This window comes from Thioclava marina, from assembly GCF_002020135.1.
Lineage (GTDB): Bacteria > Pseudomonadota > Alphaproteobacteria > Rhodobacterales > Rhodobacteraceae > Thioclava > Thioclava marina.
Map to the genome: position 1 here is coordinate 73959 of NZ_MPZS01000003.1, position 23432 is coordinate 97390.

The following is a 23432-nucleotide window of genomic DNA, read 5'->3' on the forward strand; positions in this document are numbered from 1 at the left end:
CGATGTGGGGGACGATCGCATATCCGATCCAAAGCCTGCGCCGTCTCTGGCGCGACGAGGAAGGCGCTCAACTGGTCGAATTCGCGCTGGTTCTGCCGATCCTGCTGGTGCTTTTCGCGACGATCGTCGAGGGCGGGCGGATGTTCCTTTCCTACCAGACGGTGATCGGCGGCGTGCGCGACGCGAGCCGTTATCTCGCCCGTGTCACGCCGCGCGACATCTGTGACAATGAAGACAGTTTCGACGGGCGCGGCGATGATCTGACCGATATCGTGGAAAAGGCCCTGACCGGCGAAAGACTGCTGCCGAGCGGCATCACGGTTACCGGCGTCACTCCGAGCCTGACCTGCACGACGGGTGATTACCGTTTCGGCACCGCCCCGGTCGTCAGCGTCAGCGCGGCTCTGAGCATCACCTTTCCATTCGGTGCGATCTTCTCCTTTGCGGGCGGGCAGACGCTGGGCACGCTCTCGACGAGCGTCGCCGATGAACACCGGGCTTACGGAACATGAGCGCGCGGCTCGCATCTCGCGCCCGCAAGGCGCTGCGCGGCTTTGCCCGCGACGAGAGCGGGGCAACGCTGGTCGAGTTCGCGCTGGTGATCGGGCTCTACCTGATGATCTTCTTCGCGCTGATCGATTTCGGGCGGATGGCCTTTCACTATGTGAACGCGCAACGCGCGCTTCAGGTCGCGGCGCGGCTGGTGGCAGTGCGTTCGCCCGCGTGCGATGGCGTTCCTCCGATCCACGAACGCGGGGTTACGCCACAAGGGGAGATCGAGCCGAATTTCGGCACGAATTGCAACGCCTCCGACACGACCTGCGCCAATCCCGGCACGATCACCTGCGCGGGCAATGCCGACAATGGCACGGCCAAGGATATCTGGTCGATCGTCCAGCGCGCGCTGCCCAATGACGCCGAAATCAGGGATCTGTCGTTTTCCTATTCCTACGATCCCGACCTCGGCTTCCTGGGTGGGCCTTATGTGCCGATCGTGACCGTCAAGCTGCAAAATCTCGACTTCCAGTTCGTGACGCCGATCGGGGCCTTCGCTTCGCTTTGGACGAGCGAGGAGGTCACACAGATATCGCGCGTGACCTTCCCGAGCCTGAGCACCTCGATGCCGGGGGAAGCATTGGGACGGGATGGGACGAGCTGAGAGATGAAGGGGAGAGATGACATGACGAGCGTGAACAAGCAGATGTTCCTGGTGGCCGATTCCGCCGAAGCGGTGCAGGCCGAATCCGGGCAGCGCCGACTGAATTTCGCCGCCGAATCCGAGCGTCTCGCGAAGGGCGGTTCCGCCGCGCACGAGGGGCATGTGATCGCCGTTGCGCGCAGCCGGGGCGGGATCGGGGCGACCATGCTCGCGGTCAATCTCGCCCATCACCTCGCCACGATCGGCAGCACGCGCAAGAGCGGTCCGGCTCGTCGCGTTGCGCTTGTGGATCTCGACCTGCAATTCGGCATGGTCGCGGGCTTTCTCGATCTCGAACCGAGCCCCGCGCTTTACGATATGGCGCGCGATGGCGGCATCCCCGATGACACCTTCCTCGATCAATCGCTGCAATCGACCCCGGATGGGCTCGATGTGCTCTGCGCGCCCTCTGCCTTCGCGCCGCTCGATGCGCTGCAGCCTGACCAGCTGCGCGGCCTCATCGAGGCGTTGCAGGCGCGCTACGACTATGTCGTGGTCGATCTGCCCCATGCGCTGGTCGACTGGGTCTCGCCGGTGCTGGCACATGCCGGGCTGATGTATCTCGTCACCGATCTCTCGGTGCCCTCGCTCCAGCAGGCGCGGCGCCTGATCGATGCCTATGCCGAGGACAACCTCGCGCTGGAGATCGAGATTGTGGTCAATCACGAGGCCCGTCCGCTTTTGCCGCACCGTCACCACCAGGAGGCCGCGCGCGCGCTCGAGCGCGAACTGCGCCACTGGCTGCCCGATGATCGGCGCGCGGCGAAGGAAGCCGCCGATCGCGGTCTGCCGCTGGGGCGTGTCGCGCGTCATTCGTCCCTCGCCAAAGCGGTGGGAAAACTCGCCCAGGATCGTCTCAAGAAGGCCGCCGCAGCGGCGCACGTCAGCTGAACGGAGGGAAAGACATGTTTCGCAATTTCACCGATCGCGGGTCGAAGCCTTCCGAAAAGGACAAGGTGATCCCTCTGGGGCAACACCGCGCCGCCGCCGGTGCTCCCGCCGATACGCTCGTGCTGCATGAGGCCCCGGTCAAGGCGACGCCCGAAACCGCTCCGGCATTCGAGGAAAGCCAGCGCCGCGCGCTCGAACTGAAAAGCCGGCTTCACGATGCGCTGCTCGACCGTCTGAACCTGTCGATGATCGACAAGGTCGTGCCCGAAGAGCTGCGTCGCGAAGTGGCCACGCTCGTCTCCGAGGAGCTGCGCGACGCCAAGACGCCACTGCGGGCCGATCAGTTCACGACGCTGGTCGACGAACTGCTCGACGAGGTGCTCGGCCTTGGCCCGCTCGAACCGTTGATCGCGGATCCCACGATCAACGACATCCTCGTGAATGGCTGCCACAAGGTTTTCATCGAACGCAACGGCGTGCTGGAGCGCACGCAGGTCCGTTTTCGCGACGAGCGTCACCTGTTGCGCATCATCGACAAGATCGTCTCGCGCGTGGGCCGCCGGATCGACGAGAGCAACCCTTGGGTCGATGCGCGTCTCGAGGATGGCAGCCGCGTCAACGCGATCATCCGTCCCTGTGCCATCGACGGCCCGAGCATCTCGATCCGCAAATTCGCCCGCCAGCCTTACACGCTGGAGCGTCTGGTCGGCACCGGCATGATGACCGAACAGGCGGCGCATTTCCTCAAGGGGCTGGTGCAGGCACGCAAGAATATCCTGATCTCGGGCGGTACGGGCTCGGGCAAGACGACGCTTCTCAACGCGATCTCGGCGGCGATCGATCCGCGAGCGCGGATCGTCACCATCGAGGACGCGGCAGAGCTTCAGCTGCAACAGGAGCATGTGGTGCGTCTTGAAACCCGTGCCTCCAATCCCAACGGACAGGGCGCGGTGCATCAGCGCGATCTGGTGCGCAATGCGCTGCGGATGCGCCCCGACCGCATCATCGTCGGCGAGGTGCGCGGGGGCGAGGCCTTCGACATGCTTCAGGCGATGAACACGGGCCATGATGGCTCGATGACCACCGTGCACGCCAATTCCGCCCGCGACGCGCTGGGCAGGATCGAGCAGATGGTGACCATGATCGGCCTCGACATGCCGCTCTCCGCGATCCGTTCGCAGATCGCTTCGGGGCTCGACGTCGTGGTGCAGATCGCGCGCATGTCCGATGGCCGCCGCCGGGTGCTCTCGATCTCCGAGATCACCGGGCAGGAGGGCGATATCGTGATGATGCAGGACATCTTCACCTTCCGAAAGAAGGGCACGCTCGGCGATGGCACCATCGAGGGCAACTTCACCGCGACCGGCCTGCGCCCGCGTTGTCTCGAGGACATGATCGCGGCGGGTGTCGAGGTCGACCCTTCAGATTTTGTCGTGCGGGGGTGAGGGGCCATGTTCAACGGGATCGAGAATGACTGGTTCGCCTATCTGACCTATAGCGGCATCGCATTGGGCATGCTGCTGGCAGTAACGGGGGCATTGCATCTGGCCAGCCGCAGCGAGACACGCGGCGAGGCGAAGAGCCGCCGGATGAAGATGATCGCCCAAGGGCGCAATACCGAAGAGCTTCTTGCGCTTCTGAAGCCCGCGCCGCGCAGCGGGATCGCGGCGCATCTGCCGCAGGCGCTCGACCTCGCGCGACAGCTGCACCGCGCCGGCATACCGATCTCGCCGGACCGTTTCGTGGCGCTTTGCGCCTCGCTTGGGGTGGGGGGCTTCGTGCTCAGCTTCGCGGCTCTCGGCCTGCTTCAGGCGGTGGCCGTGGCGATGGTCGTGGGGGTGGCGCTCCCGGCGCTGGTGGTCCGATTTCGCGCCAAGGACCGGATGACGAAGCTCACCGGGCAGCTGCCCGATGCGCTCGACATGCTCGCGCGGGGGCTCAAGATCGGCCACCCGCTGAACATGACGATCGGGGCCGTGGCCGAAGAGATGCCCGATCCGATCGGGACCGAGTTCGGCCTGATCTTCGATCAGGTGACCTATGGTGACGATCTGCCCGACGCGGTGCTGGATTTCGCGGATCGGGTGGGGATCGAGGATGTGGACTACCTCGCCGCAAGCATCGGCATCCAGCACGGGACCGGTGGAGATCTGGCCCGCGTGCTCGAGGTGCTGGGCCGGACGATCCGTGGCCGCATCGCGTTGCGCCGAAAGATCAAGGCGATCTCGGCGGAGGGGCGGGCCTCGGCCTGGTTTCTCAGTGCGCTGCCCTTCGTCATGTTCGGCTTCACCAATTTCATTTCGCCGGGCTATTTCGGCGAGGTCGCCGATGACCCGCTCTTCAAGCCGATGGCTGCGATCGTGCTGCTGCTGGTGGTGCTCAACGGGCTGATCCTGCGCAAGCTGGTCACGTTCCGGATCTGACGGGGAGGAAAGAGCCATGCTGATGACACGCATCGAGAGCATCGCGCTGGAGCTGGGCATCGCGCCCGAGACGGTCCTCGCAGGGGGCATCGGGCTTGGGGCGCTGCTGGTGATCTGGGGGCTTCTGGCGGCGTTCCAGCGCGACCGGGCGGTCGAGCGCATCGCCGCGATCGGCGGGGCCCGCGCGAATGTCCGCGCCGAGCATGCGTTGCTCAAGGCACCGGAGGCCACGCCGGGGCGCTTCATGAAGGCCTTCGTGCCCGCCGACCGTCAGAAACGCAGCGCGCTTCAGCGCAAGCTTGAAATGGCGGGGATGTCCGATGTGGGTGCGTTGCGCCGGTTCACGCTTGTGCGTGTCATTCTCGGTATCGGTCTTCCGGGGCTGTTCCTCGGTCTGTTGATTGCCGCCCGCACGCCCGAACTGAGCCTGCCTTTCGGCCTCTCGGACCGTCTCGGCGGGCTGAGCGGCATGGCAACCTACCAAATCCTGACCGGGCTTGTGGCCTTTGGCTATCTCGCGCCGCTGAAATGGCTGGGCGGACGCATGAAAGAGCGCCGGTTGCGCATCGAGGAGAGCTTTCCGAACGCGCTCGATCTGATGCAGGTCGCGATCGAAAGCGGGATGGGGTTTGACGCGGCGATGACGCGTGTGGGCAACGAGCTTGCCAATACCTCAGCCGAGATCTCCTTCGAGTTCCTGTCCGTACAACGCCAGGTACAGGCGGGTCGCGAGCGCGACGCGGCTTTGCGCGACATGGCCGATCGCACCGGGGTCGAGACGGTGCGTGCCTTCGCCAATGTCGCCACGCAATCCTTGCGCTTCGGCTCCTCCATGGCGCAGGCGCTCACGACCTATGCAGAGGAATTGCGTGCGATGCGGGAGATGCGCGCCCAGGAAAAGGCCAACCGGCTGCCTGTGCAGATGTCGGGCGTGCTCGCCTCGCTGATGCTCCCGGCGCTGATCCTGATCTGTCTCGGGCCGATCGTGATTCGCTACCTCAACAATGTCTGAGCCGAATCGAGGCGAAAAGGAATCGTTTCAATTTGCGAAACGGTTGGAAAAACACGAGAAATGCCCAAGTTTGTCTCGGCGCCCGTACTGAAATGTCTACCTGTGGTTGAGTAACTGTCTCTCAAAACTGCCCACAGGCTGCTGTGGATATCAATCCAAAGATTAGCTTAGGGCGACGGTGAAAAGTGGGTTACGCTGGGGGAACTCACACGCTGCCAAGAATATGTGAGTACATTATATAAGTCTTTGGGATGGTGGGGGCCATGAGGGACTATGCGATGGATCGGGGTGGGGACCCCGGTCAGCAACGCGCTATTGAAGCCGGCATGATCGGCGCAGTGGCGCAATGGTGCGAGTGTTTGCACGGAACCAATCCGCTGCGCAGCGCTCTGCGAATTCTGACTGACAGTATCGGAGCAGAGGCGATCGTGCTCTCGCGCTATGCGCGGGCCGGAGAGACGCCGACGCGGGTTCTGGTCCATGACAGGGCACGCTCGGGGAATCGGATCCCGTTGCAGCAAAGCTTCGCCGAACTCTTGCTGGATGGTTATCTCGACAAGGCCAAGCCGGGTTCGACCTGGTACGGAACGATGCGCGACGAAGAGCTTCCGACCGCCGCCGCGATGCTTCTGGCCCGGCGCCAGCTGCACGAGTTGGTGGTGATCCCGCTCGAGGTGAGTGACCGCGCGATCGACACGATCGAGCTACATTTCTCTGATAAGCTGCGCCATTATCAGCAAGCGGTGCTGACGATCCTTGCCGATACGCTCAGCCGGACCTGGAGCAACCGTGCACGCGGGCTCTTTACCGAGGCGCTGCTGAAATCGGCTGCGGCGCAGGCGGCGCCCGCCGTGGGTTCGCCCATCCTGAGCGCGGACAATCCCGCACGGCTCAGTCGCGCCGAGTATCGCGTCTGCCTGCTTCTGAGCCACGGCCAGTCACCCGATCAGATGCGCGGCGAGCTTGGGATCTCGGAATCGACCCTGCGCACGCATCTGAGCAATCTCTATGCCAAGACAGGTGCGCGCAACCTGGCCGAGCTGACCTTCCAGCTCGTCTCGGATCTGCCATTCGAGCTCACCCGCCGCCATGCGGGACGGCTGGCATGAGCCTGCAACTGCTGCCGCTGGTCGCTCTGGCGCCGCTTCTGTTCATGGTGGCGTTCAGCGACCTGCGTGAGATGCGCATCCCTAACCGGCTGGTGCTGATTGCGCTGGGGCTTTTCGTCCTGTGCGCGCCGCTTCTGGGCTGGTCCGAGATCGGCGCGCGTCTGACCGTGGCGGGGGTGACCTTCGCGATCGGCTACGTGCTGTTCACCTTGCGTGCGTTCGGGGGCGGGGATGTGAAATTCCTGACCGTGCTGATGCTCTTCGTGCCCTCCGCTGCGGTGGCGCAGTTTCTTATTGTCTTCTCGGTGTCGCTGATCATTGGCAGTGGCATCGCGATCGGCTTGCAACGTGCCCCGGTCGCGGCGCGATTCGACTGGGTGACCTGCCGACGCAGGGGCAAGCTGCCGATGGGCATTTCGCTCGCAATGGCGGGTCTGGCGCTGCCTTACGTGCTCGCGATCGGTTAACCGCGCGTCAAAACTCGGCGAGAAATCAAGAGTTCTTGTGCGTGATCAAGGCGCATCCCTGATTTCTGTGTCATACTATAAAGATAGACAAGGCAGGGGACATGCTATGCGTGGTCACGATTTTCGCTATTGGATGCTCGGTACGGCGCTCGCTACGGGCGTGTTGATGAGTATGACAGGGGTGGCGCTCGCGCAGGATGCGGCGACACCCGTTGCGCCCGCGACAGAGCCCGCCGCCTCGCAAGACGCCACTCAGGTCTCCCCGCGCAGTCGGGCCGAGGCTTTGATTTACGGGCTCGACGGCCAGACAAAAGATGTCGCTGCCGGGCTTGCGCTGCTTGAGACTGCGGCGGCGCAGGGCGATCTTCCTTCCCAGACCTCGCTTGGAAACATGCTGCTCTGGGGTGGGCCGCTTCCGGCTGATCCCGCACGCGGCGAGGCGCTGCTGTCGGAAGCCGCAGCGGCAGGCGACAGCGAGGCCAAGCTGGTCCTTGGCAGGCAACTGATCGGGGGCTGGGCAATTCCCCGCGATCTGGATCGCGGCAAGGGGCTGCTCGAGGAGCTGGTTGCGAAGGGAGATCCAAAGGCCGAGGTCGCGCTGGCCGAGTTCTACCTTTACGGCACGGGACTTCCGAAGGATTGGGAGAAAGCCAAGGCGCTTGCCGAAGCCGCCGCCGACAAGGGCGACGGGCAGGGCATCTGGAAATACGGCGAGATGCTGATGTGGAGCGAGCGCGACCCCAAGGGCGCCGAAGCGATCCTCAACCGTGCGGGCGAACTGGGCGCGGGGCAGGCCTATGCCACGCTCGCGGAAGGCGCGATGTATGGGTATCTTGGCGGCGGTTCGGTCTCGCGCGCGAAATTCGAAGGCTATGCCGAGAAAGCGCGCGCCGCGGGCAACCAGCGCATCGAGGTGCTTGATGCCATCCGCCAGATGTGGGGTATCTCGATGCGCGCCGACGGGCCCAAGACCGTCGAGGAGTTGACGCAGGCCTCCAATGCCGGCAATCGCGAAGCCGCGCGCTATCTGCTGGGGCTTTTGCGCGATGGCAACGGGCTCAATATACAGAAGGATCGCGCGGCGGCCGAGGCATTGCTCAAGGACCATCCCGAGCTTTTCACCGATTCCGAACGCGCGGCGATGCAGTTGAGCATCGATGTCGCGAAGCGGCGCGATCCGAAAGGGATCGCGGCCTCTGCGGCTGTCGTACAATCGCGCCGCGCCGATCTGAGCCAGGCGGCCGCCGAGGATCTCTTCAAGGCTGCGCCGAACGTGGTGATCTACGTCCTTCAGGAGGATCTGAAGGCGAAGGGGCTCTATTCGGGCAAGCTCGATGGGCTGGCGGGGCCGTTGACGCTGAGAGGGATGAACAAGCTGTGCAAGACTGTGCCGGGTGGGCTCAATTGCACGGACGGCATCCTGAGCCGGAAAACCGTCGGTGCCCTTCTCGTGAACCCTTGATCGACAGATCCTGCCCGCGACGCAATCTCGCAGTGATAACGGCGTGTTCACGGGCAGGATTGCTTTGTGTCAGGGTTATTCACAACGTAATCTGGTAGTCTTGATATGTTTGAAGGGGCAAATACCTTTCAGGCGTTCGACGGGTCAGGTGGGCAAGGCCCGAGGTGTTGGAAGGGGTAAGAATGTCAGCCGAAAAAGAATTCGTTCCGCCATTTGTCAGTGGGGCTGGGGCGCTGTCGGGTGCTCAGGCGTATCGCCGCACAGTACTCATCGCGGGAGGAGCGGGCTTCATCGGGTCCAATCTTTCGCGGCGTCTGCTGGCGCAGGGCGACCGGGTGATCTGCATCGACAATCTTGAAACGGGACGTAGCGCCAATATCGAAGGGCTGATCCCCAATCCCGGCTTCGCCTTCTTCCTGCATGATATCGTGGAGCCCTTCACGGTGAAGGGGCCGGTGGACCGGATCTACAACCTTGCCTGTCCGGCCTCGCCGCCGAAATATCAGCGTGATCCGGTGCATACGCTCAAGACCTCTTTCATCGGGGCGCTGAACCTGCTCGCGATTGCCGAGAAGAAAAATGCTCGGATCCTGCAAAGCTCGACCTCCGAAGTTTACGGCGACCCCGACATCTCGCCTCAGCCCGAGAGCTATCGCGGTCTGGTCAACACGGTCGGCCCGCGCGCCTGCTATGACGAGGGCAAGCGCGCCACCGAAACGCTGTTTTACGAAAGCCACCGCCAGACCCATGTCGATGTGCGCATCGCGCGGATCTTCAACACGTACGGGCCGCGTATGGACCCCGAGGACGGGCGCGTGGTGTCGAATTTCGTCGTGCAGGCGCTGACGGGCCAGCCGCTCACGATCTATGGCGAGGGCGAGCAGACCCGGTCCTTCTGCTATATCGAGGACATGCTCGACGGTCTGACGTCACTGATGGAGGCCGATGAACTGGAGCCGACGATCTTCGATCCGATGAACCTCGGCAATCCGCATGAGTTCACCATGCTCGAACTGGCCGATCTCGTGCTTCATCTGACAGGGGCGAAGGTGAAGCGCGAGTTCCATCCGCTGCCCAAGGACGACCCGCTTCAGCGCCGCCCGGACATCACGCGGGCGAAGACGCTTCTGGGGTGGGAGCCGAAAGTGCCGCTCCATGACGGACTTATCCCGACGATCGAGTATTTCCGCGAGGAGATCGATATGGCGCAGCAGCGCATCGGCGGCGTGGCATGACCAAACCGAAGATCCTCGTGACAGGGGGGGCGGGCTATATCGGCTCGCATTGCTGCAAGGCGCTGGCAAAGGCCGGGCGCGAGCCGGTGGTCTATGACGATCTTTCGCGTGGCCATGCGGATGCGGTGCGCTGGGGGCCGCTGGTGGTGGGCGACATGCGCGACCGTGCGCTACTCGAGAAAACGCTGGCCGAGCATCGGATCGGCGCGGTGATCCATTTCGCGGCGCTTGCCTATGTCGGCGAGAGCGTGGGCGCGCCCGAGCACTATTACGACGTGAACCTCGGGGGCATGACCGCGCTGCTGGAGGCGGTCGAAGCGGTGGGGATCGACAAGATCGTGTTCTCGTCGAGCTGCGCGACCTATGGCACGCCCGACCGTCTGCCGATCTCGGAGGACCTGCCGCAGGCTCCGATCAACCCTTACGGCCGCACCAAGCTCGTCTGCGAATGGATGTTGCAAGATGCTCAGGTCGCACATCGGCTGCGCTTTGCCGCGCTGCGCTATTTCAACGCCGCCGGGGCCGACCCAGAGGGCGAGATCGGGGAACGTCATGACCCCGAGACCCATCTGATCCCGCTGGTGCTGATGGCGGCCTCGGGGCAGGCAGGGCCAGTTAAGATCTTCGGCACCGATTATCCCACGCCCGATGGCACCTGTATCCGCGACTATATCCATGTCGACGATCTGGCCCGCGCGCATCTGCTCGCGCTCGATCACCTCGAGGCGGGGGGCGAGAGCGTGAAGCTCAACCTCGGCACCGGGCGTGGCGCGTCGATCCACGAGGTGGTGGCCGCGGTGGAGCGGGTGACGGGCCGCAAGGTGCCCCATGAACTGGCCCCGCGCCGTCCCGGTGATCCGGCGGAGCTGACAGCCGACCCGTCCAAGGCGGCCGAGGTGCTGGGCTTCACCGCACGTTACCGCGATCTCGACGAGATCGTGGCCCATGCCGCGCCGTGGTTCGGCCTCTAACCGCCTGACCAGCCGCCAGCCGGGCTTGAGCCTGCCGCAAGGATCTCTATCTTGCCCCTCAAAGGCAAATCAGGAGGCAGACATGGCAAGCGATCCGATCGACGCGAAAACCCTCGACAAGCTCGCGCAGGTCGCGGTGAAGGTGGGGCTCAACCTGCAACCGGGACAGGATCTGGTGCTGACCGCGCCGGTCGAGGCGCTGCCACTCGTGCGCAAGATCGCCGCCGAGGCGTACCGCGCGGGGGCATCGACCTTCACCCCGATCCTCAGCGATGGCGAGATCACGCTGGCGCGGTTCGAGAACGCCCATGACGACAGTTTCGATCACGCGCCGGGCTGGCTCTACAAGGGCATGGCCGAGGCCTATGCCGGGGGTGCTGCACGCATGGCGATCGTGGGCGAAGACCCGATGCTGCTGGCCGAGCAGGATCCCGAGAAGGTCGCGCGCGCCGGCAAGGCCAATTCGATCGCCTATAAGCCCGCGCTCGAGAAGATCTCGAATTTCGACATCAACTGGTCGATCGTGAGCTACCCGACCGCCGCTTGGGCGAAGCGCGTCTTCCCCGACCTGCCCGAAACCGAGGCGGTGGCGAAACTGGCCGCTGCGATCTTTGCCGCCTCGCGTGCCGATCAGCCCGATCCGGTCGCGGCCTGGGAGGCGCATAATGCGGCGCTGCGTACGCGCACTGAATGGCTCAACACCCAGCGGTTTGCCGCGCTCCATTTTCAGGGCGGCGGCACCGATCTGACGGTGGGGCTTGCCGATGACCACGAATGGAACGGCGGGGCCTCGACGGCGAATAACGGCGTCACCTGCAACGCCAACATCCCCACCGAGGAGGTCTTCACCACGCCTCATGCCAAGAAGGTCGAAGGCGTCGTGCGTGCGACCAAGCCGCTCTCGCATCAGGGCAGCCTGATCGAAAATATCGAGATGCGTTTCGAAGGCGGCCGCGCCGTCGAGGCGAAAGCCAGCCGGGGCGAGGCGGTCCTGCAAAAGCTCCTCGATACCGACGAGGGCGCGCGCCATTTGGGCGAGGTGGCGCTGGTGCCGCATGGCTCGCCAATCTCGCAATCGGGGTTGTTGTTCTACAACACGCTTTATGACGAGAACGCCGCTTGCCATATCGCGATGGGCCAGTGCTATTCGAAATGCTTCGTCGGCGGGGGCGAGATGAGCCCCGAGGAAATCGCCGCGAAAGGGGGTAACAGCTCGATGATCCATGTCGACTGGATGATCGGCGGGCCCGAGACCGATATCGACGGGATCACCGCCGATGGCGCCCGCGTGCCGGTTTTCCGCAAGGGCGAATGGGCCGTTTGAGGTTTTCCCAGCTCTGACTGAAAAACGGGCGCATCCTTTCGGGTGCGCCCATTTTTTTGGCGCGACTGCTTCTGCCGGTTATTCTGCTGCACTGCGGAAAGCGGCGAGATTGCCGGGTGTGGGCTGAACCCTCTACCGCTGGGCGCGAAGAGGGTGCCATGTCGAAGAAATTGTCCATCGTCGTCGTCGAAGCCGAGCCCGAGCGAGCCGCCCTGATCGAGGCGAGCCTGCGCGAGGCGGGCGATTTCGAGATTGCTGTGATTGCCGAGACGGCCGGGCTCGCCCGACGCATTTCCGAGCGCAACCCGGACGTCGTGCTGATCGACATGGCCAACCCCTCGCGCGATATGCTCGAAGAGATGGCGCTGGCCTCGGGGCCGCTTGAGCGGCCCGTGGCAATGTTCGTTGATCGAGAAGACGAGGGAATGACCAAGGCCGCGATCGACGCGGGCGTGTCGGCCTATGTCGTGGCCGGGCTGCGTGCGGACCGGATCAAGCCGATCCTGGACGCCGCGGTGGCGCGCTTTCACATGATCCACCGGATGCGGGCGGAACTCGCCGCGACCAAACGTGCGCTGGAAGAGCGCAAGGTGATCGACCGTGCCAAGGGTTTGTTGATGAAGGCGCGCGGGGTCGACGAGGATGCGGCCTATGCGCTGCTGCGCAAAACGGCGATGGATCAGGGAAAGCGTGTGGCCGAAGTGGCGCAGGCGCTGGTTACGGCGGCGGGGCTTCTGGCATGAGTGGCGCGCCGATCTCTGTCGGGTTCATCCCGCTCGTTGATGCCGCACCGCTGATCATCGCGCGCGAAATCGGGTTTGCCGAGGAAGAGGGGCTCGACCTCAAACTTGCGCCCGCGCCGAGCTGGTCGACCCTGCGCGACCGCCTCGCAATGGGGCAGATCGAAGCGGCGCATATGCTCTTCCCGATGCCGGTCGCGGCGGCGCTGGGGCTCGGGGGCTTTGGCACCAGGATCGACATTCTTCTGGTTCTCTCGCTCAATGGAAATTCCATTGGCGTATCGCGCGCCCTTGCCGAGAAAATTCGCGCCAACGGGTACGAGTTCGATTTTACCTGCGCCAAACGGGCGGGGGAGGCGCTGATCGCAGCGCTTGACGGGCCGCTGCGCATCGGCGTGCCGTTCCCGTTCTCGATGCATGCAGAGATGCTCTATCACTGGCTTGGCGCGCTGGGGCTGAAAGCGCCGCAGGATCTCGATGTGCGCACCGTGCCGCCACCGCTGATGGCCGAGGCTTTGGCCGCAGGCGAGATCGACGCCTTCTGCGTGGGTGCCCCCTGGGGCTCGATCGCAGTCGAAACCGGGGTTGGCGAGCTGCTTCTGCCCGGAACCGCGATCCGGGCCAACGCGCCCGAGAAGGTTTTGGCCGTGCGTCACGACTGGGCCGAGGCGGAACCGGGTCTCACACGGCGCCTGATGCGTGCCACCTGGCTTGCGGGGCGCTGGCTTGCACGGCCCGAGAATCGCGGCACTGCAGCTGAAATCCTTGCGCTGCACGAATATCTCGACCTGCCCGCCGAACTGATCGAGCGGTCTCTGACGGGGGAGCTGATAATCTCGCAGCGCGGCGAGCTGCGTCGCGTCAGCGGCTATCTGGAGTTCTTCGAGGGGGCTGCGGCCTATCCCTGGGCGTCGCAGGCGGCGCTGGTCGCGTCGCGTCTCGCCGCTCGGATGGGGCTTGGTCGGGAAGAAGCGATGGCGGCCGCGCGTGCGATCTGCCGGACCGATCTCTACCGCCGCAACCTTGCGGATCTGGGAGCCGAAATGCCCGGCGCGCGCGAGAAGATCGAAGGCGCAATGACCGAGCCGACCGCAGTCGCCACGCAATCCGGCAAGCTGATTCTGTCACCGGATGCGTTTTTCGACGGCTGGATTTTTGATCCCTCAAATCCCTGACGGTGAAAATTTGGGCAAATAAAACGGCCCGCGAAAAATTCGGCCCTTTTGCGGGTGCAGAAATTTCCAAGGCCGTTGACGCCGCAGCTGCACAATGGGATTCCTGTCTTATCGAGGCAAGGTCGTCTCGACGAAGACATTCATAGCCGCGCGCTGCAGCGTGGCTTCGGGCAAAGCCGCTCGATCTTAGCGCAGACTTCCACTCCTCCTCCCTGGAAGCGCGCCTGGATCGGGCGGTTTTTTCATTTTCGACGCAAAAATGACGACACAGGGACAGTGAACAATGAAAAAGCTTCTGGCAGCTATCGCTACCACGACGATCTTGAGCGCTCCGGCCTTCGCAGAGATGCTCGATGTCGAGAAGGACGAGCTGAAATTCGGCTTCATCAAGCTTACCGACATGGCGCCGCTCGCAGTGGCCTATGAGAAGGGCTATTTCGAGGATGAGGGCCTTTTCGTCACGCTCGAGCCGCAGGCGAACTGGAAGGTTCTGCTGGATCGCGTGATCGACGGCGAACTTGACGGGGCACATATGCTGGCCGGTCAGCCGCTGGCCGCGACCATCGGCTTCGGCACCAAGGCCCATGTCATCACGCCCTTCTCGATGGATCTCAACGGCAACGGCATCACCGTGTCGAACGAGGTCTGGGAAGAAATGAAGAAGAACATCCCCGTCGACGCCGAAGGCAAGCCGGTCCACCCGATCTCGGCCTCGGCGCTCAAGCCGGTTGTCGAAAGCTACCGCGCCGCCGGCAAGCCCTTCAACATGGGCATGGTCTTCCCGGTTTCGACCCACAATTACGAGTTGCGCTACTGGCTGGCGGCCGGTGGCCTGGAGCCGGGCTACTACTCGCCCGATGACGTGTCGGGTCAGATCGGCGCCGACGTGCTGCTCTCGGTGACCCCGCCGCCGCAGATGCCCGCGACCCTCGAGGCCGGCACGATCTACGGCTATTGCGTGGGCGAGCCGTGGAACCAGCAGGCCGTCTTCAAGGGGATCGGCGTTCCGGTCATCACCGATTACGAGATCTGGAAGAACAATCCCGAGAAAGTCTTCGGCATCACCGCCGAATTCGCCGAGGAAAATCCGAACACGACCCTCGCCATCACCAAGGCGCTGATCCGCGCCGCGATGTGGCTCGATGAGAACGACAACGCCAACCGCCCCGAGGCGGTCGAGATCCTCGCCAAGTCGGAATATGTCGGCGCGGATGCGGAAGTCATCGCGAACTCGATGACCGGCACCTTCGAATACGAGAAGGGCGACAAGCGCGACGTTCCCGATTTCAACGTCTTCTTCCGCTACTACGCGACCTATCCCTACTACTCGGACGCGGTGTGGTATCTCACCCAGATGCGCCGCTGGGGCCAGATCTCCGACAGCCAGCCCGACAGCTGGTATGACGAGGTCGCCAAGTCCGTCTACAAGCCCGAGATCTACCTGAAGGCTGCGCAGATGCTGGTCGAGGAAGGCATCGCGGACAAGGCGGATTTCCCTTGGGATACCGATGGTTACCGGGATCCGACGTCCGATATCATCGACGGCGTCGAGTATAACGGCCGCACTCCCAACGCTTATATCGACAGCCTGCCGATCGGCCTGAAATCCGGCCAGAAAGTCGTCGGAAACAAGGTCGAGGGCTAAGCCCTGACCCCCACGGGCGAGGCCCCGACCTGCCTCGCCCCCCTTTTTCAACTCTCTCGCCCATCAAGGACGCACAGCCATGACCGCCATCGACCCTGACGCCCTGAACGCGCAAGAGGCCCGCGAGGCCCGTCGCGAACGTCTCTTCACCCGTATCAACAAGGCCGATGGCTGGTTCAAGGTACTCGGCCTGAGCTGGGTCACGCCGATCCTGCGCGCCTTCGCGGGCGACAATCCCAAGACGCAGATGAAGGAGATCTGGCAGCTCCTGGGCGTGCCTGTCACCGCGATCGTTCTGTTTCTCGCCGCCTGGGCAACGCTGGCGCCGAAGGTGCAGACCTCGCTTGGCGCGATCCCGGGGCCGGCACAGGTCTGGGAGCAGGTGGGCGTTCTCTACCAGGACCATGCCGACGAACGCGCCAAGGCCGCGGCCTTTTACGAGCGTCAGGAAGTGCGCAACGAAAAGCTCGTCGCCGACGGCAAGGCCGACCGCGTGAAATGGCGCGATTACACTGGCAAGCCGACCTATTTCGATCAGATCTGGACCTCGATCAAGACGGTGTTCTTCGGTTTCGCGCTCGGTACCATCATCGCTGTTCCGCTGGGCATCATGGCGGGTCTGTCGAAGACGGCGAATGCGGCGATGAACCCGCTGATCCAGATCTTCAAGCCGGTCTCGCCGCTGGCGTGGCTGCCGATCGTGACCATGGTCGTCTCGGCGGTCTACACCACCTCGGACGGCATGTTCTCGAAGAGCTTCCTTGTCTCGGCGATCACGGTGACGCTGTGCTCGCTCTGGCCCACGATCATCAACACAGCGCTTGGCGTGGCTTCGATCGACAAGGATCTGGTGAACGTCTCGAAGGTGCTCAAGATGAACACCTGGACCAAGATCACCAAACTGGTGCTGCCCTCGGCGCTGCCGCTCATCTTCACCGGACTGCGTCTGTCGCTCGGTGTGGGCTGGATGGTGCTGATCGCGGCGGAAATGCTCGCGCAGAACCCCGGTCTTGGCAAATTCGTCTGGGACGAGTTCCAGAACGGCTCTTCCAGCTCGCTCGCCAAGATCATGGTCGCGGTCTTCACCATCGGCATCATCGGCTTCATCCTCGATCGCCTGATGTTCGCGATCCAGTCGATGTTCACCTTCTCGAATAACCGGTGATCGCCATGGATATCCTCGAATTCGACAATGTCTCCAAGAGCTTCGGCGAAGGCGCAGAACGCACCGACGTGCTGAAGAACGTGAACCTCAAAGTCGAGGAGGGCGAGTTTCTCGTGCTCCTGGGCTTCTCCGGAACCGGGAAGACAACGCTGGTGAACCTGATGGCCGGTCTCGAGATGCCCAGCCGGGGCGAGGTTCGCTTCAAGGGCAAGCGGATCACCGGTCCGGGCCCCGAGCGCGGCGTGATCTTCCAGAACTACTCGCTGATGCCGTGGCTGACGGTGGACGCCAATGTCGGCCTCGCCGTCGACACGATCTTTCCGAACCTGTCCAGGAAAGAGCGTCAGGAAAAGGTTGATCATTACGTGCAGATGGTGGGGCTAGCCCATGCCAAGGCCCGCCGTCCGGCCGAGCTTTCGGGCGGCATGCGCCAGCGGGTGAACGTCGCCCGCGCGCTTGCGATGAACCCCGAGATGCTGCTCCTCGACGAACCGCTCTCCGCGCTCGACGCGCTGACGCGGGCGAACCTTGCCGACGAGATCGAGCATATCTGGGAAGCCGACAAGAAGACCTGCGTGCTCATCACCAACGATGTGGACGAGGCGATTGTGCTCGCCGACCGGATCATCGCGCTCAACCCCGATGGCACGCTGGGCGAGGAGTTCAAGGTCACGATCCCCCGTCCGCGTGACCGGGGGGCGATGAACCACGATCCCGAATTCAAGCGCCTGCGCGCCGGTGTCACCAATTACCTGATGGATGTGGGGATGCAGGCCAAGGCCGAGGGCAAGCGCCTGCTACCCGACGTGGTGCCGCTGCATGCGCTGCCCAAGGCGGTGTCGGAGGCCGCGCGCTCGGCGCTCGAAGACAAATATCTCGAATATTCGCAGCTCCATAAGATCTACCCGACGCCGAAAGGGCCGCTGACCGTCGTCGAGGATTTCAACCTCACCCTGAAGAAGGGCGAGTTCGTCTCGCTGATCGGCCATTCGGGCTGCGGGAAATCGACCGTTCTAACGATGACTGCGGGGCTCAACGATGTGTCGAAAGGCGGCATCAAGCTCGACGGTTTCGAAGTGAAGGGCGCCGACCCGGAGCGCGCCGTGGTGTTCCAGTCACCCTCGCTCTTCCCCTGGCTGACGGCGCGCGAGAACGTGGCGGTCGGTGTCGACAAGGTCTATCCCAAGGCGTCGCGCGCCGAGCGTCAGGACGTGATCGACTATTATCTGGAGCGCGTGGGGCTTGGCGATGCGATGGACAAGCCCGCCTCCGAGATGTCGAACGGGATGCGCCAGCGTGTCGGTATCGCGCGCGCCTTCGCCCTTTCGCCGAAACTGCTCCTTCTCGACGAGCCCTTCGGGATGCTCGACAGCCTGACCCGCTGGGAGCTGCAAGAGGTGCTGATGGAGGTGTGGAGCCGCACCAAGGTCACCGCCGTCTGCGTGACCCATGACGTCGACGAGGCGATCTTGCTGGCCGACCGCGTGGTGATGATGACGAACGGGCCGCGCGCCACGATCGGCAAGATCACCGAGGTCGACCTGCCGCGTCCGCGCACCCGCAAGGCGCTTCTCGAGCACCCCGACTACTATACCTATCGCGAGGAAATCCTGAATTTCCTCGAGGAATACGAGCACGGCGCTCACAAGAAGAAGGATGCTGCATGATGGCTGAGCGGCTCGTCATCATCGGCGCCGGCATGGCGGCAGGCCGGCTTCTCGACCATCTCACCGAGGAAGCGCCCGGCCGCTATGATATCACGCTCATCAATGCCGAGCCGCGCGGCACCTATAACCGCATCATGCTCTCGCCCGTGCTGGCGGGCGAGACGCGCTATGACGAGATCGTCACCCATGATGACGCCTGGTATGCGCGCCACGCGATCACCTGCCGCTTCGGCGAACGGGTGAGCGGGATCGACCGCGCCGCGAAGCGCGTCCACGCGCCCGGCGGCGACGTGCCTTATGACCATCTGGTGATCGCGACTGGCTCGAGCCCGGTCATGTTGCCCCTGCCGGGGGCCGATCTGGCTGGCGTGATCGGGTATCGCGATTTCGAGGATACCGAGGCGATGATCGCCGCGGCCTCGCGGGGTGGCCGTGCCGTCGTCATCGGCGGTGGGCTGCTGGGGCTCGAGGCAGCCGCGGGCCTTGCCGCGCGCGGCATGGAGGTGAGCGTCGTTCATCTCATGGGGCACCTGATGGAGCGCCAAATCGATCCCGCCGCCGGGTTCTTGCTGCGCAAGGCGCTCAACGATCGCGGCATCCGCGTGGTCTGCAGCGCGGTCTCGAAGGAGATCGCCGGTGAGAATGGCCATGTCCGCGCGCTGATCCTCGAGGGCGGGACCGAACTGCCCTGCGATCTTCTGGTCATGGCGGTGGGCATCCGCCCGACCACGGCGCTTGCAAAAGAGGCAGGGCTCGAGGTGGGTCGCGGCATCCTTGTCGATGATCAGCTCCACAGCTCCGACCCCGCGATCTACGCCCTTGGCGAATGTGTCGAGCATGACGGCCAGCTTTTCGGGCTCGTCGCGCCGCTCTTCGATCAGGCCCGCGTGCTTGCCGATGTGCTGCAGGGCCGCGAGGCCGCGTTCACCCCGCCTGAAGTCTCGACGAAGCTCAAGGTCACGGGCTGCGATATCTTCTCGGCGGGAGATTTCGCGCCGGCAGAGACCCGCGAGGAAATCGTGCTCAGCGATCCCGCGCGCGGCACCTACCGCCGGCTCGTGCTCGAAGAGGGTCGCCTGAAAGGTGCGGTCTTTTATGGCGACAGCCGCGACTCCGGCTGGTTTCACGATCTGATCCGAACCGGTGCCGATGTCAGCGCTCTGCGCGAGACGCTGATCTTCGGCCCCGCTGACCCGCAACCTCTGCCAGCGCCTTATGGCGGGCTGTGCAGCCTGACCGCGTGAGGCCCCGATGACCGATGTCTCTTCCCTCGATCTGCGCCGCGGCGCGCGTGCCTGCGTCGTGCGCACGACCTGCCCTTATTGCGGTGTGGGCTGTGGCGTGCTGGCCGAACCGGACGGGCAGGGCGGTCTGAAAATCCGGGGCGACAAGGCGCACCCGGCCAATGAGGGCAAGCTCTGCTCGAAAGGCTCGGCACTGGGCGATACGGTCGCACTCGATGACCGGCTGCTTGCGCCGCAGGTGATGGGACGCGAGGCGAGCTGGGGCGAGGCGCTTGACCTCGTCGCCGCGAAATTCGCCGCAAGTATTCGGGAACACGGACCCGACAGCGTCGCGATGTATGTCTCGGGGCAGCTTCTGACGGAAGATTACTACGTCGCCAACAAGCTGATGAAGGGCTATGTCGGCACCGCCAATATCGACACCAATTCGCGCCTGTGCATGGCCTCTTCGGTTGCAGGCCACCGCCGCGCTTTCGGCACCGACACCGTGCCCGGCCTCTATGCCGATTGGCAAGAGGCCGATCTGGTGGTTCTGACGGGGTCGAACCTCGCCTGGTGTCACCCGGTTCTTTACCAGCGCCTCGCCGCCGCCAAGAAAACACGGCCCGAGTTGAAAGTCGTCACCATCGACCCCCGCCGCACCGCGACCACGGATCTCGCCGATTTTCATCTGGCAATCGCGCCGGGTGGGGATGGGGCGCTCTTCAACGGGCTGCTTGCGCGCATCGTCGAGGCTGGTGTCGTCGACAGCGACTATGTTGCACGCAATGTCTCGGGGTTTCCCGAGGCGGTCGCGGCGGCACAGGCGAGCGATCTCGGCATGACCGGGCTGAGCGCGGAGGAACTCGCCGCTTTCTATCAGCTCTGGATCGACAGCGAGAAGGTCGTCACCGTCTACAGCCAGGGCATCAACCAGTCGAGCTCGGGCAGCGACAAGGTCAATGCGATCATCAACTGCCATCTCGCGACGGGCCGGATCGGCAAACCGGGCATGGGGCCCTTCTCGGTCACTGGCCAGCCCAATGCGATGGGTGGGCGCGAGGTAGGCGGTCTGGCGAATATGCTCGCCTGCCACCTCGATATCGAGGAACCAGCGCATCGCGATGCGGTGCAGGGCTTCTGGGTCAGCCCCGAAATGCCCGACAGTCCGGGCCTGAAAGCGGTCGACATGTTCCGTGCGGTCGAGGAGGGGCGGATCAAGGCGCTCTGGATCATCTCGACCAATCCCGCCGTCTCGATGCCCGAAGCCGATCGGGTGCGCGCCGCGATTGAGGGGTGCGATTTCGTTGTCGTCTCGGACATCACTGCGCGCACCGACACCGCGCAGCTCGCCGATGTGCTGCTGCCCGCGACCGGCTGGGGCGAGAAGGACGGCACCGTCACCAATTCCGAGCGCATGATCTCGCGCCAGCGCCGCGTTCTGCCCGCACCCGGTGCGGCCCGGCCCGACTGGCAGATCATCTGCGACGTGGCGGCGCGCATGGGCTGGGGCGAGGCCTTCGCCTATGACGGACCGGCCGCGATCTTTCGTGAATATGCGGCGCTCTCAGGTGTCGCGGGGGCGCTCGGGCGCGATTTCGACATCTCTGCGCTCGCCGGGATCTCGGACGAAGAATATGAAGCGCTCGCGCCTTTCTGCTGGCCGCAGAGCGCGCGTAAATCGGGCGGGCGTTTCTTCGCGGATGGTCATTTCTACACCAAGGACAACCGCGCCCGGATGTTGCCGATCACGCCCCGCGCGCCGCAATCGCAGCTTAGCGATACCTATCCCTTCCGCTTCAACACCGGCCGCGTGCGCGATCACTGGCACACGATGACGCGCACCGCGAAATCGGCGCGGCTGAGCCAGCACATGGCCGAACCCTATCTGGAGCTGAACCCGGCCGATGCGGCGAAGCTGGGCATCAAACCGGCGCAGCTCGTGAGCGTCGAGAGCCCTGCCGGGACCGCGATCCTGCGCGCGATGGTGAGCGAGCGCATCGGGCGGGGAGAGGTCTTCGCACCGATGCACTGGACCGGTCAGACGGCCTCGGCGGGCCGCATCGACGCTTTGGTCGCGGCCAATACCGATCCGGTCTCGGGCCAGCCCGAGAGCAAGGGCTCGGCGGTCAGGATCACCCCTTTTCCCGCCGCCTGGTACGGTTTCGCGATCGCCGGTGAGGAGATCATGCCGACCAGCCGTTACTGGGCGAAGGCCCGCAGCGCGAAAGGCTGGCGCGTCGAAATGGCTTGCGATGCAGATCCCGAGGATTGGGTCGGTTACGCGCGCGGACTTTTCAATCTGCCCGAGGCCGAGGTGGTGACGCTGCTCGATCCGGCGCGCGGCATTGCCCGCATCGCATTCGTCGCCGAGGGGCAGGTTCTCGCCGCGCTCTTTGCGGCCCCCGAGCCCGTCGCGGTCTCGCGCGCTTTCCTGACGGATCAGATCGGTGCTCAACCGGATCCCGCGCTGATGTCGGGTCGTCCGGGCTCTGACCGCCCCGATCCGGGCGCGACCATCTGCGCCTGTTTCGACATCGGTGTGAACACCATCCTCGCCGCAATCCGCGAGCAGGGTCTGACCTCGGTCGAACAGATCGGGCTGGCGCTGAAAGCGGGCACGAATTGCGGATCCTGCCGCCCCGAACTCGCAGCCCTGCTGGCGAGCGCCACCCCGGCGCAAGCCGCCGAATGACCGGAGATCAGCCATGACCATGCTTCCTGTCTCGCTCGCCGATGCGTTCCTGACCCCCGATCGCCGCAAGGGCGGGCGGATCTCGCTTGTCGGCGCGGGCCCCGGTGCGGCTGATTTGCTGACCCTGCGCGCGCTCAACCGCCTGCAAGAGGCCGAGATCGTGTTCTACGACCGGTTGGTTGATCCAGACGTGCTCGAGTTCTGCCCTCAGGCGGAACGGATCTATGTCGGCAAGGAGGTCGGGCGCCATGCCTGGCCGCAGGAGAAGATCGACGAGGTCATCGTCGCCGCCGCCCTTCAGGGGCGCAGCGTGGTGCGCCTCAAATCGGGCGATCCGGGCGTGTTCGGACGCGCGACCGAAGAGCTTGCCGCCGCGGCCGAGCACGATATCCCGATCGAGATCGTCCCGGGCGTCTCGGCGGCCTCCGCAGCCGGCGCCGCCCTCAACCGCTCGTTGACCGAGCGCGGCGCGACCGACCGGCTGGTCTTCGCGACCGCGACCTGCCGCGAGGGGGATGAAACGCCCGAGTGGGTCGAGGTGCTGCGTCCCGGCACGACGCTTGCGCTTTACATGGGGGTGCGCAAGGCCCCGAAGATCGCCGCCGACCTGCTTGCGGCGGGCGTGCCGGGAGAGGTCGAGGTCGAGATCGTCGCCTCCGCCACGACCGTGCGCGAGAAAGTCGCCCGGACCTGCCTGTCGGAATTGGCCGCGACGATCGCACGTGAAGAGATCGCCAATCCCGCGATCATCCTGATCCGCTATGCCAAACCGCTCGCGCAAAGCCGGGCAATGGCGGTCGGTGTGGCCGCACAGGCCTGACGCAAATTAAGCCTCATCGTTTCCCCCTCCGGCCGCCTTCCTTCGGGAAGGCGGCTCTTTTTTCGAATCGCGCTTGCAGCAGAGAGGGTTAGGCGCTGTTCTCATGGTGCCGCGAAAATGGGCAGCTTCGCCCTGTGCGCAGTCAAACGAGAAGGTCGCGCGACAATTTCGGATCGGTGCCGGAGATTTCGCGCAGTTTTCTTTGCAGGT

Annotated in this window: 20 protein-coding genes; all 20 read left to right on the top strand. The window is 64.3% G+C overall.

The annotated features are described in order from the left end of the window. Positions 1–2: 2 nt before the first annotated feature. The 20 genes from BMG00_RS14670 to cobA all read left to right on the top strand — a co-directional run bounded on the left by BMG00_RS14670 (position 3) and on the right by cobA (position 23222). On the top strand, positions 3–512 hold the full coding sequence (locus tag BMG00_RS14670; RefSeq protein ID WP_078530119.1) for a TadE/TadG family type IV pilus assembly protein: 510 nt from the start codon (positions 3–5) through the stop codon (positions 510–512). Then, a complete protein-coding gene (locus BMG00_RS14675) occupies positions 509–1159 on the top strand; it encodes a TadE/TadG family type IV pilus assembly protein (protein ID WP_078574878.1) in 651 nt (216 codons plus the stop codon). Before BMG00_RS14670 ends, BMG00_RS14675 begins: the two co-directional genes overlap by 4 nt. Before the next feature lie 21 nt (positions 1160–1180). Continuing rightward, the gene (locus BMG00_RS14680; RefSeq protein WP_158521742.1) at positions 1181–2089 is read left to right on the top strand and encodes a CpaE/TadZ family protein; all 909 of its coding nucleotides are present in this window, start codon (positions 1181–1183) and stop codon (positions 2087–2089) included. 14 nt (positions 2090–2103) lie between these two features. Then, complete coding sequence (locus BMG00_RS14685; protein ID WP_078574880.1) at positions 2104–3534, top strand: TadA family conjugal transfer-associated ATPase; 1431 nt, start codon at positions 2104–2106, stop codon at positions 3532–3534. 6 nt (positions 3535–3540) lie between these two features. Further along, positions 3541–4512, top strand: a complete 972-nt coding sequence (locus BMG00_RS14690) for a type II secretion system F family protein (protein WP_078530115.1) — start codon at positions 3541–3543, stop codon at positions 4510–4512. A gap of 16 nt (positions 4513–4528) precedes the next feature. Beyond that, positions 4529–5524 carry a type II secretion system F family protein gene (locus BMG00_RS14695; RefSeq protein ID WP_245795055.1) on the top strand — a complete coding sequence of 332 codons (996 nt, stop codon included), beginning with the start codon at positions 4529–4531 and terminating at the stop codon, positions 5522–5524. A gap of 263 nt (positions 5525–5787) precedes the next feature. Further along, positions 5788–6633, top strand: a complete 846-nt coding sequence (locus BMG00_RS14700) for a helix-turn-helix transcriptional regulator (RefSeq protein ID WP_158521743.1) — start codon at positions 5788–5790, stop codon at positions 6631–6633. Then, positions 6630–7100: an A24 family peptidase gene (locus tag BMG00_RS14705; protein ID WP_078574882.1), complete on the top strand. Its 471-nt coding sequence runs from the start codon at positions 6630–6632 to the stop codon at positions 7098–7100. The genes BMG00_RS14700 and BMG00_RS14705 overlap by 4 nt, the downstream gene beginning before the upstream one ends. A 106-nt stretch (positions 7101–7206) precedes the next feature. After that, the gene (locus BMG00_RS14710; protein ID WP_093470157.1) at positions 7207–8562 is read left to right on the top strand and encodes a tetratricopeptide repeat protein; all 1356 of its coding nucleotides are present in this window, start codon (positions 7207–7209) and stop codon (positions 8560–8562) included. 182 nt (positions 8563–8744) lie between these two features. Then, a complete protein-coding gene (locus BMG00_RS14715) occupies positions 8745–9797 on the top strand; it encodes a UDP-glucuronic acid decarboxylase family protein (RefSeq protein ID WP_078574884.1) in 1053 nt (350 codons plus the stop codon). After that, a complete protein-coding gene (gene galE / locus BMG00_RS14720; protein ID WP_078574885.1) occupies positions 9794–10768 on the top strand; it encodes a UDP-glucose 4-epimerase GalE in 975 nt (324 codons plus the stop codon). Before BMG00_RS14715 ends, galE begins: the two co-directional genes overlap by 4 nt. An 82-nt stretch (positions 10769–10850) precedes the next feature. Next, complete coding sequence (locus tag BMG00_RS14725; RefSeq protein WP_078530109.1) at positions 10851–12092, top strand: aminopeptidase; 1242 nt, start codon at positions 10851–10853, stop codon at positions 12090–12092. Between the two features lie 158 nt (positions 12093–12250). Then, the gene (locus BMG00_RS14730; RefSeq protein WP_078530108.1) at positions 12251–12835 is read left to right on the top strand and encodes an ANTAR domain-containing response regulator; all 585 of its coding nucleotides are present in this window, start codon (positions 12251–12253) and stop codon (positions 12833–12835) included. Then, positions 12832–14007, top strand: a complete 1176-nt coding sequence (locus BMG00_RS14735) for a CmpA/NrtA family ABC transporter substrate-binding protein (RefSeq protein ID WP_078530107.1) — start codon at positions 12832–12834, stop codon at positions 14005–14007. The genes BMG00_RS14730 and BMG00_RS14735 overlap by 4 nt, the downstream gene beginning before the upstream one ends. A 283-nt stretch (positions 14008–14290) precedes the next feature. After that, positions 14291–15652, top strand: a complete 1362-nt coding sequence (locus BMG00_RS14740) for a CmpA/NrtA family ABC transporter substrate-binding protein (protein WP_078530106.1) — start codon at positions 14291–14293, stop codon at positions 15650–15652. Between the two features lie 79 nt (positions 15653–15731). Continuing rightward, positions 15732–16817 carry an ABC transporter permease gene (locus BMG00_RS14745; protein ID WP_078530105.1) on the top strand — a complete coding sequence of 362 codons (1086 nt, stop codon included), beginning with the start codon at positions 15732–15734 and terminating at the stop codon, positions 16815–16817. A gap of 5 nt (positions 16818–16822) precedes the next feature. Next, the gene (locus BMG00_RS14750; protein ID WP_078530200.1) at positions 16823–18484 is read left to right on the top strand and encodes an ABC transporter ATP-binding protein; all 1662 of its coding nucleotides are present in this window, start codon (positions 16823–16825) and stop codon (positions 18482–18484) included. Then, complete coding sequence (locus BMG00_RS14755) at positions 18484–19728, top strand: FAD-dependent oxidoreductase (protein ID WP_078575260.1); 1245 nt, start codon at positions 18484–18486, stop codon at positions 19726–19728. The genes BMG00_RS14750 and BMG00_RS14755 overlap by 1 nt, the downstream gene beginning before the upstream one ends. A gap of 7 nt (positions 19729–19735) precedes the next feature. Further along, a complete protein-coding gene (locus BMG00_RS14760) occupies positions 19736–22402 on the top strand; it encodes a nitrate reductase (protein ID WP_078574886.1) in 2667 nt (888 codons plus the stop codon). A 13-nt stretch (positions 22403–22415) separates the two neighbouring features. After that, entirely contained in the window at positions 22416–23222 is an 807-nt protein-coding gene (cobA, locus tag BMG00_RS14765) for a uroporphyrinogen-III C-methyltransferase (protein ID WP_093470159.1), read from the top strand. The last annotated feature ends 210 nt before the right edge of the window (positions 23223–23432 follow it).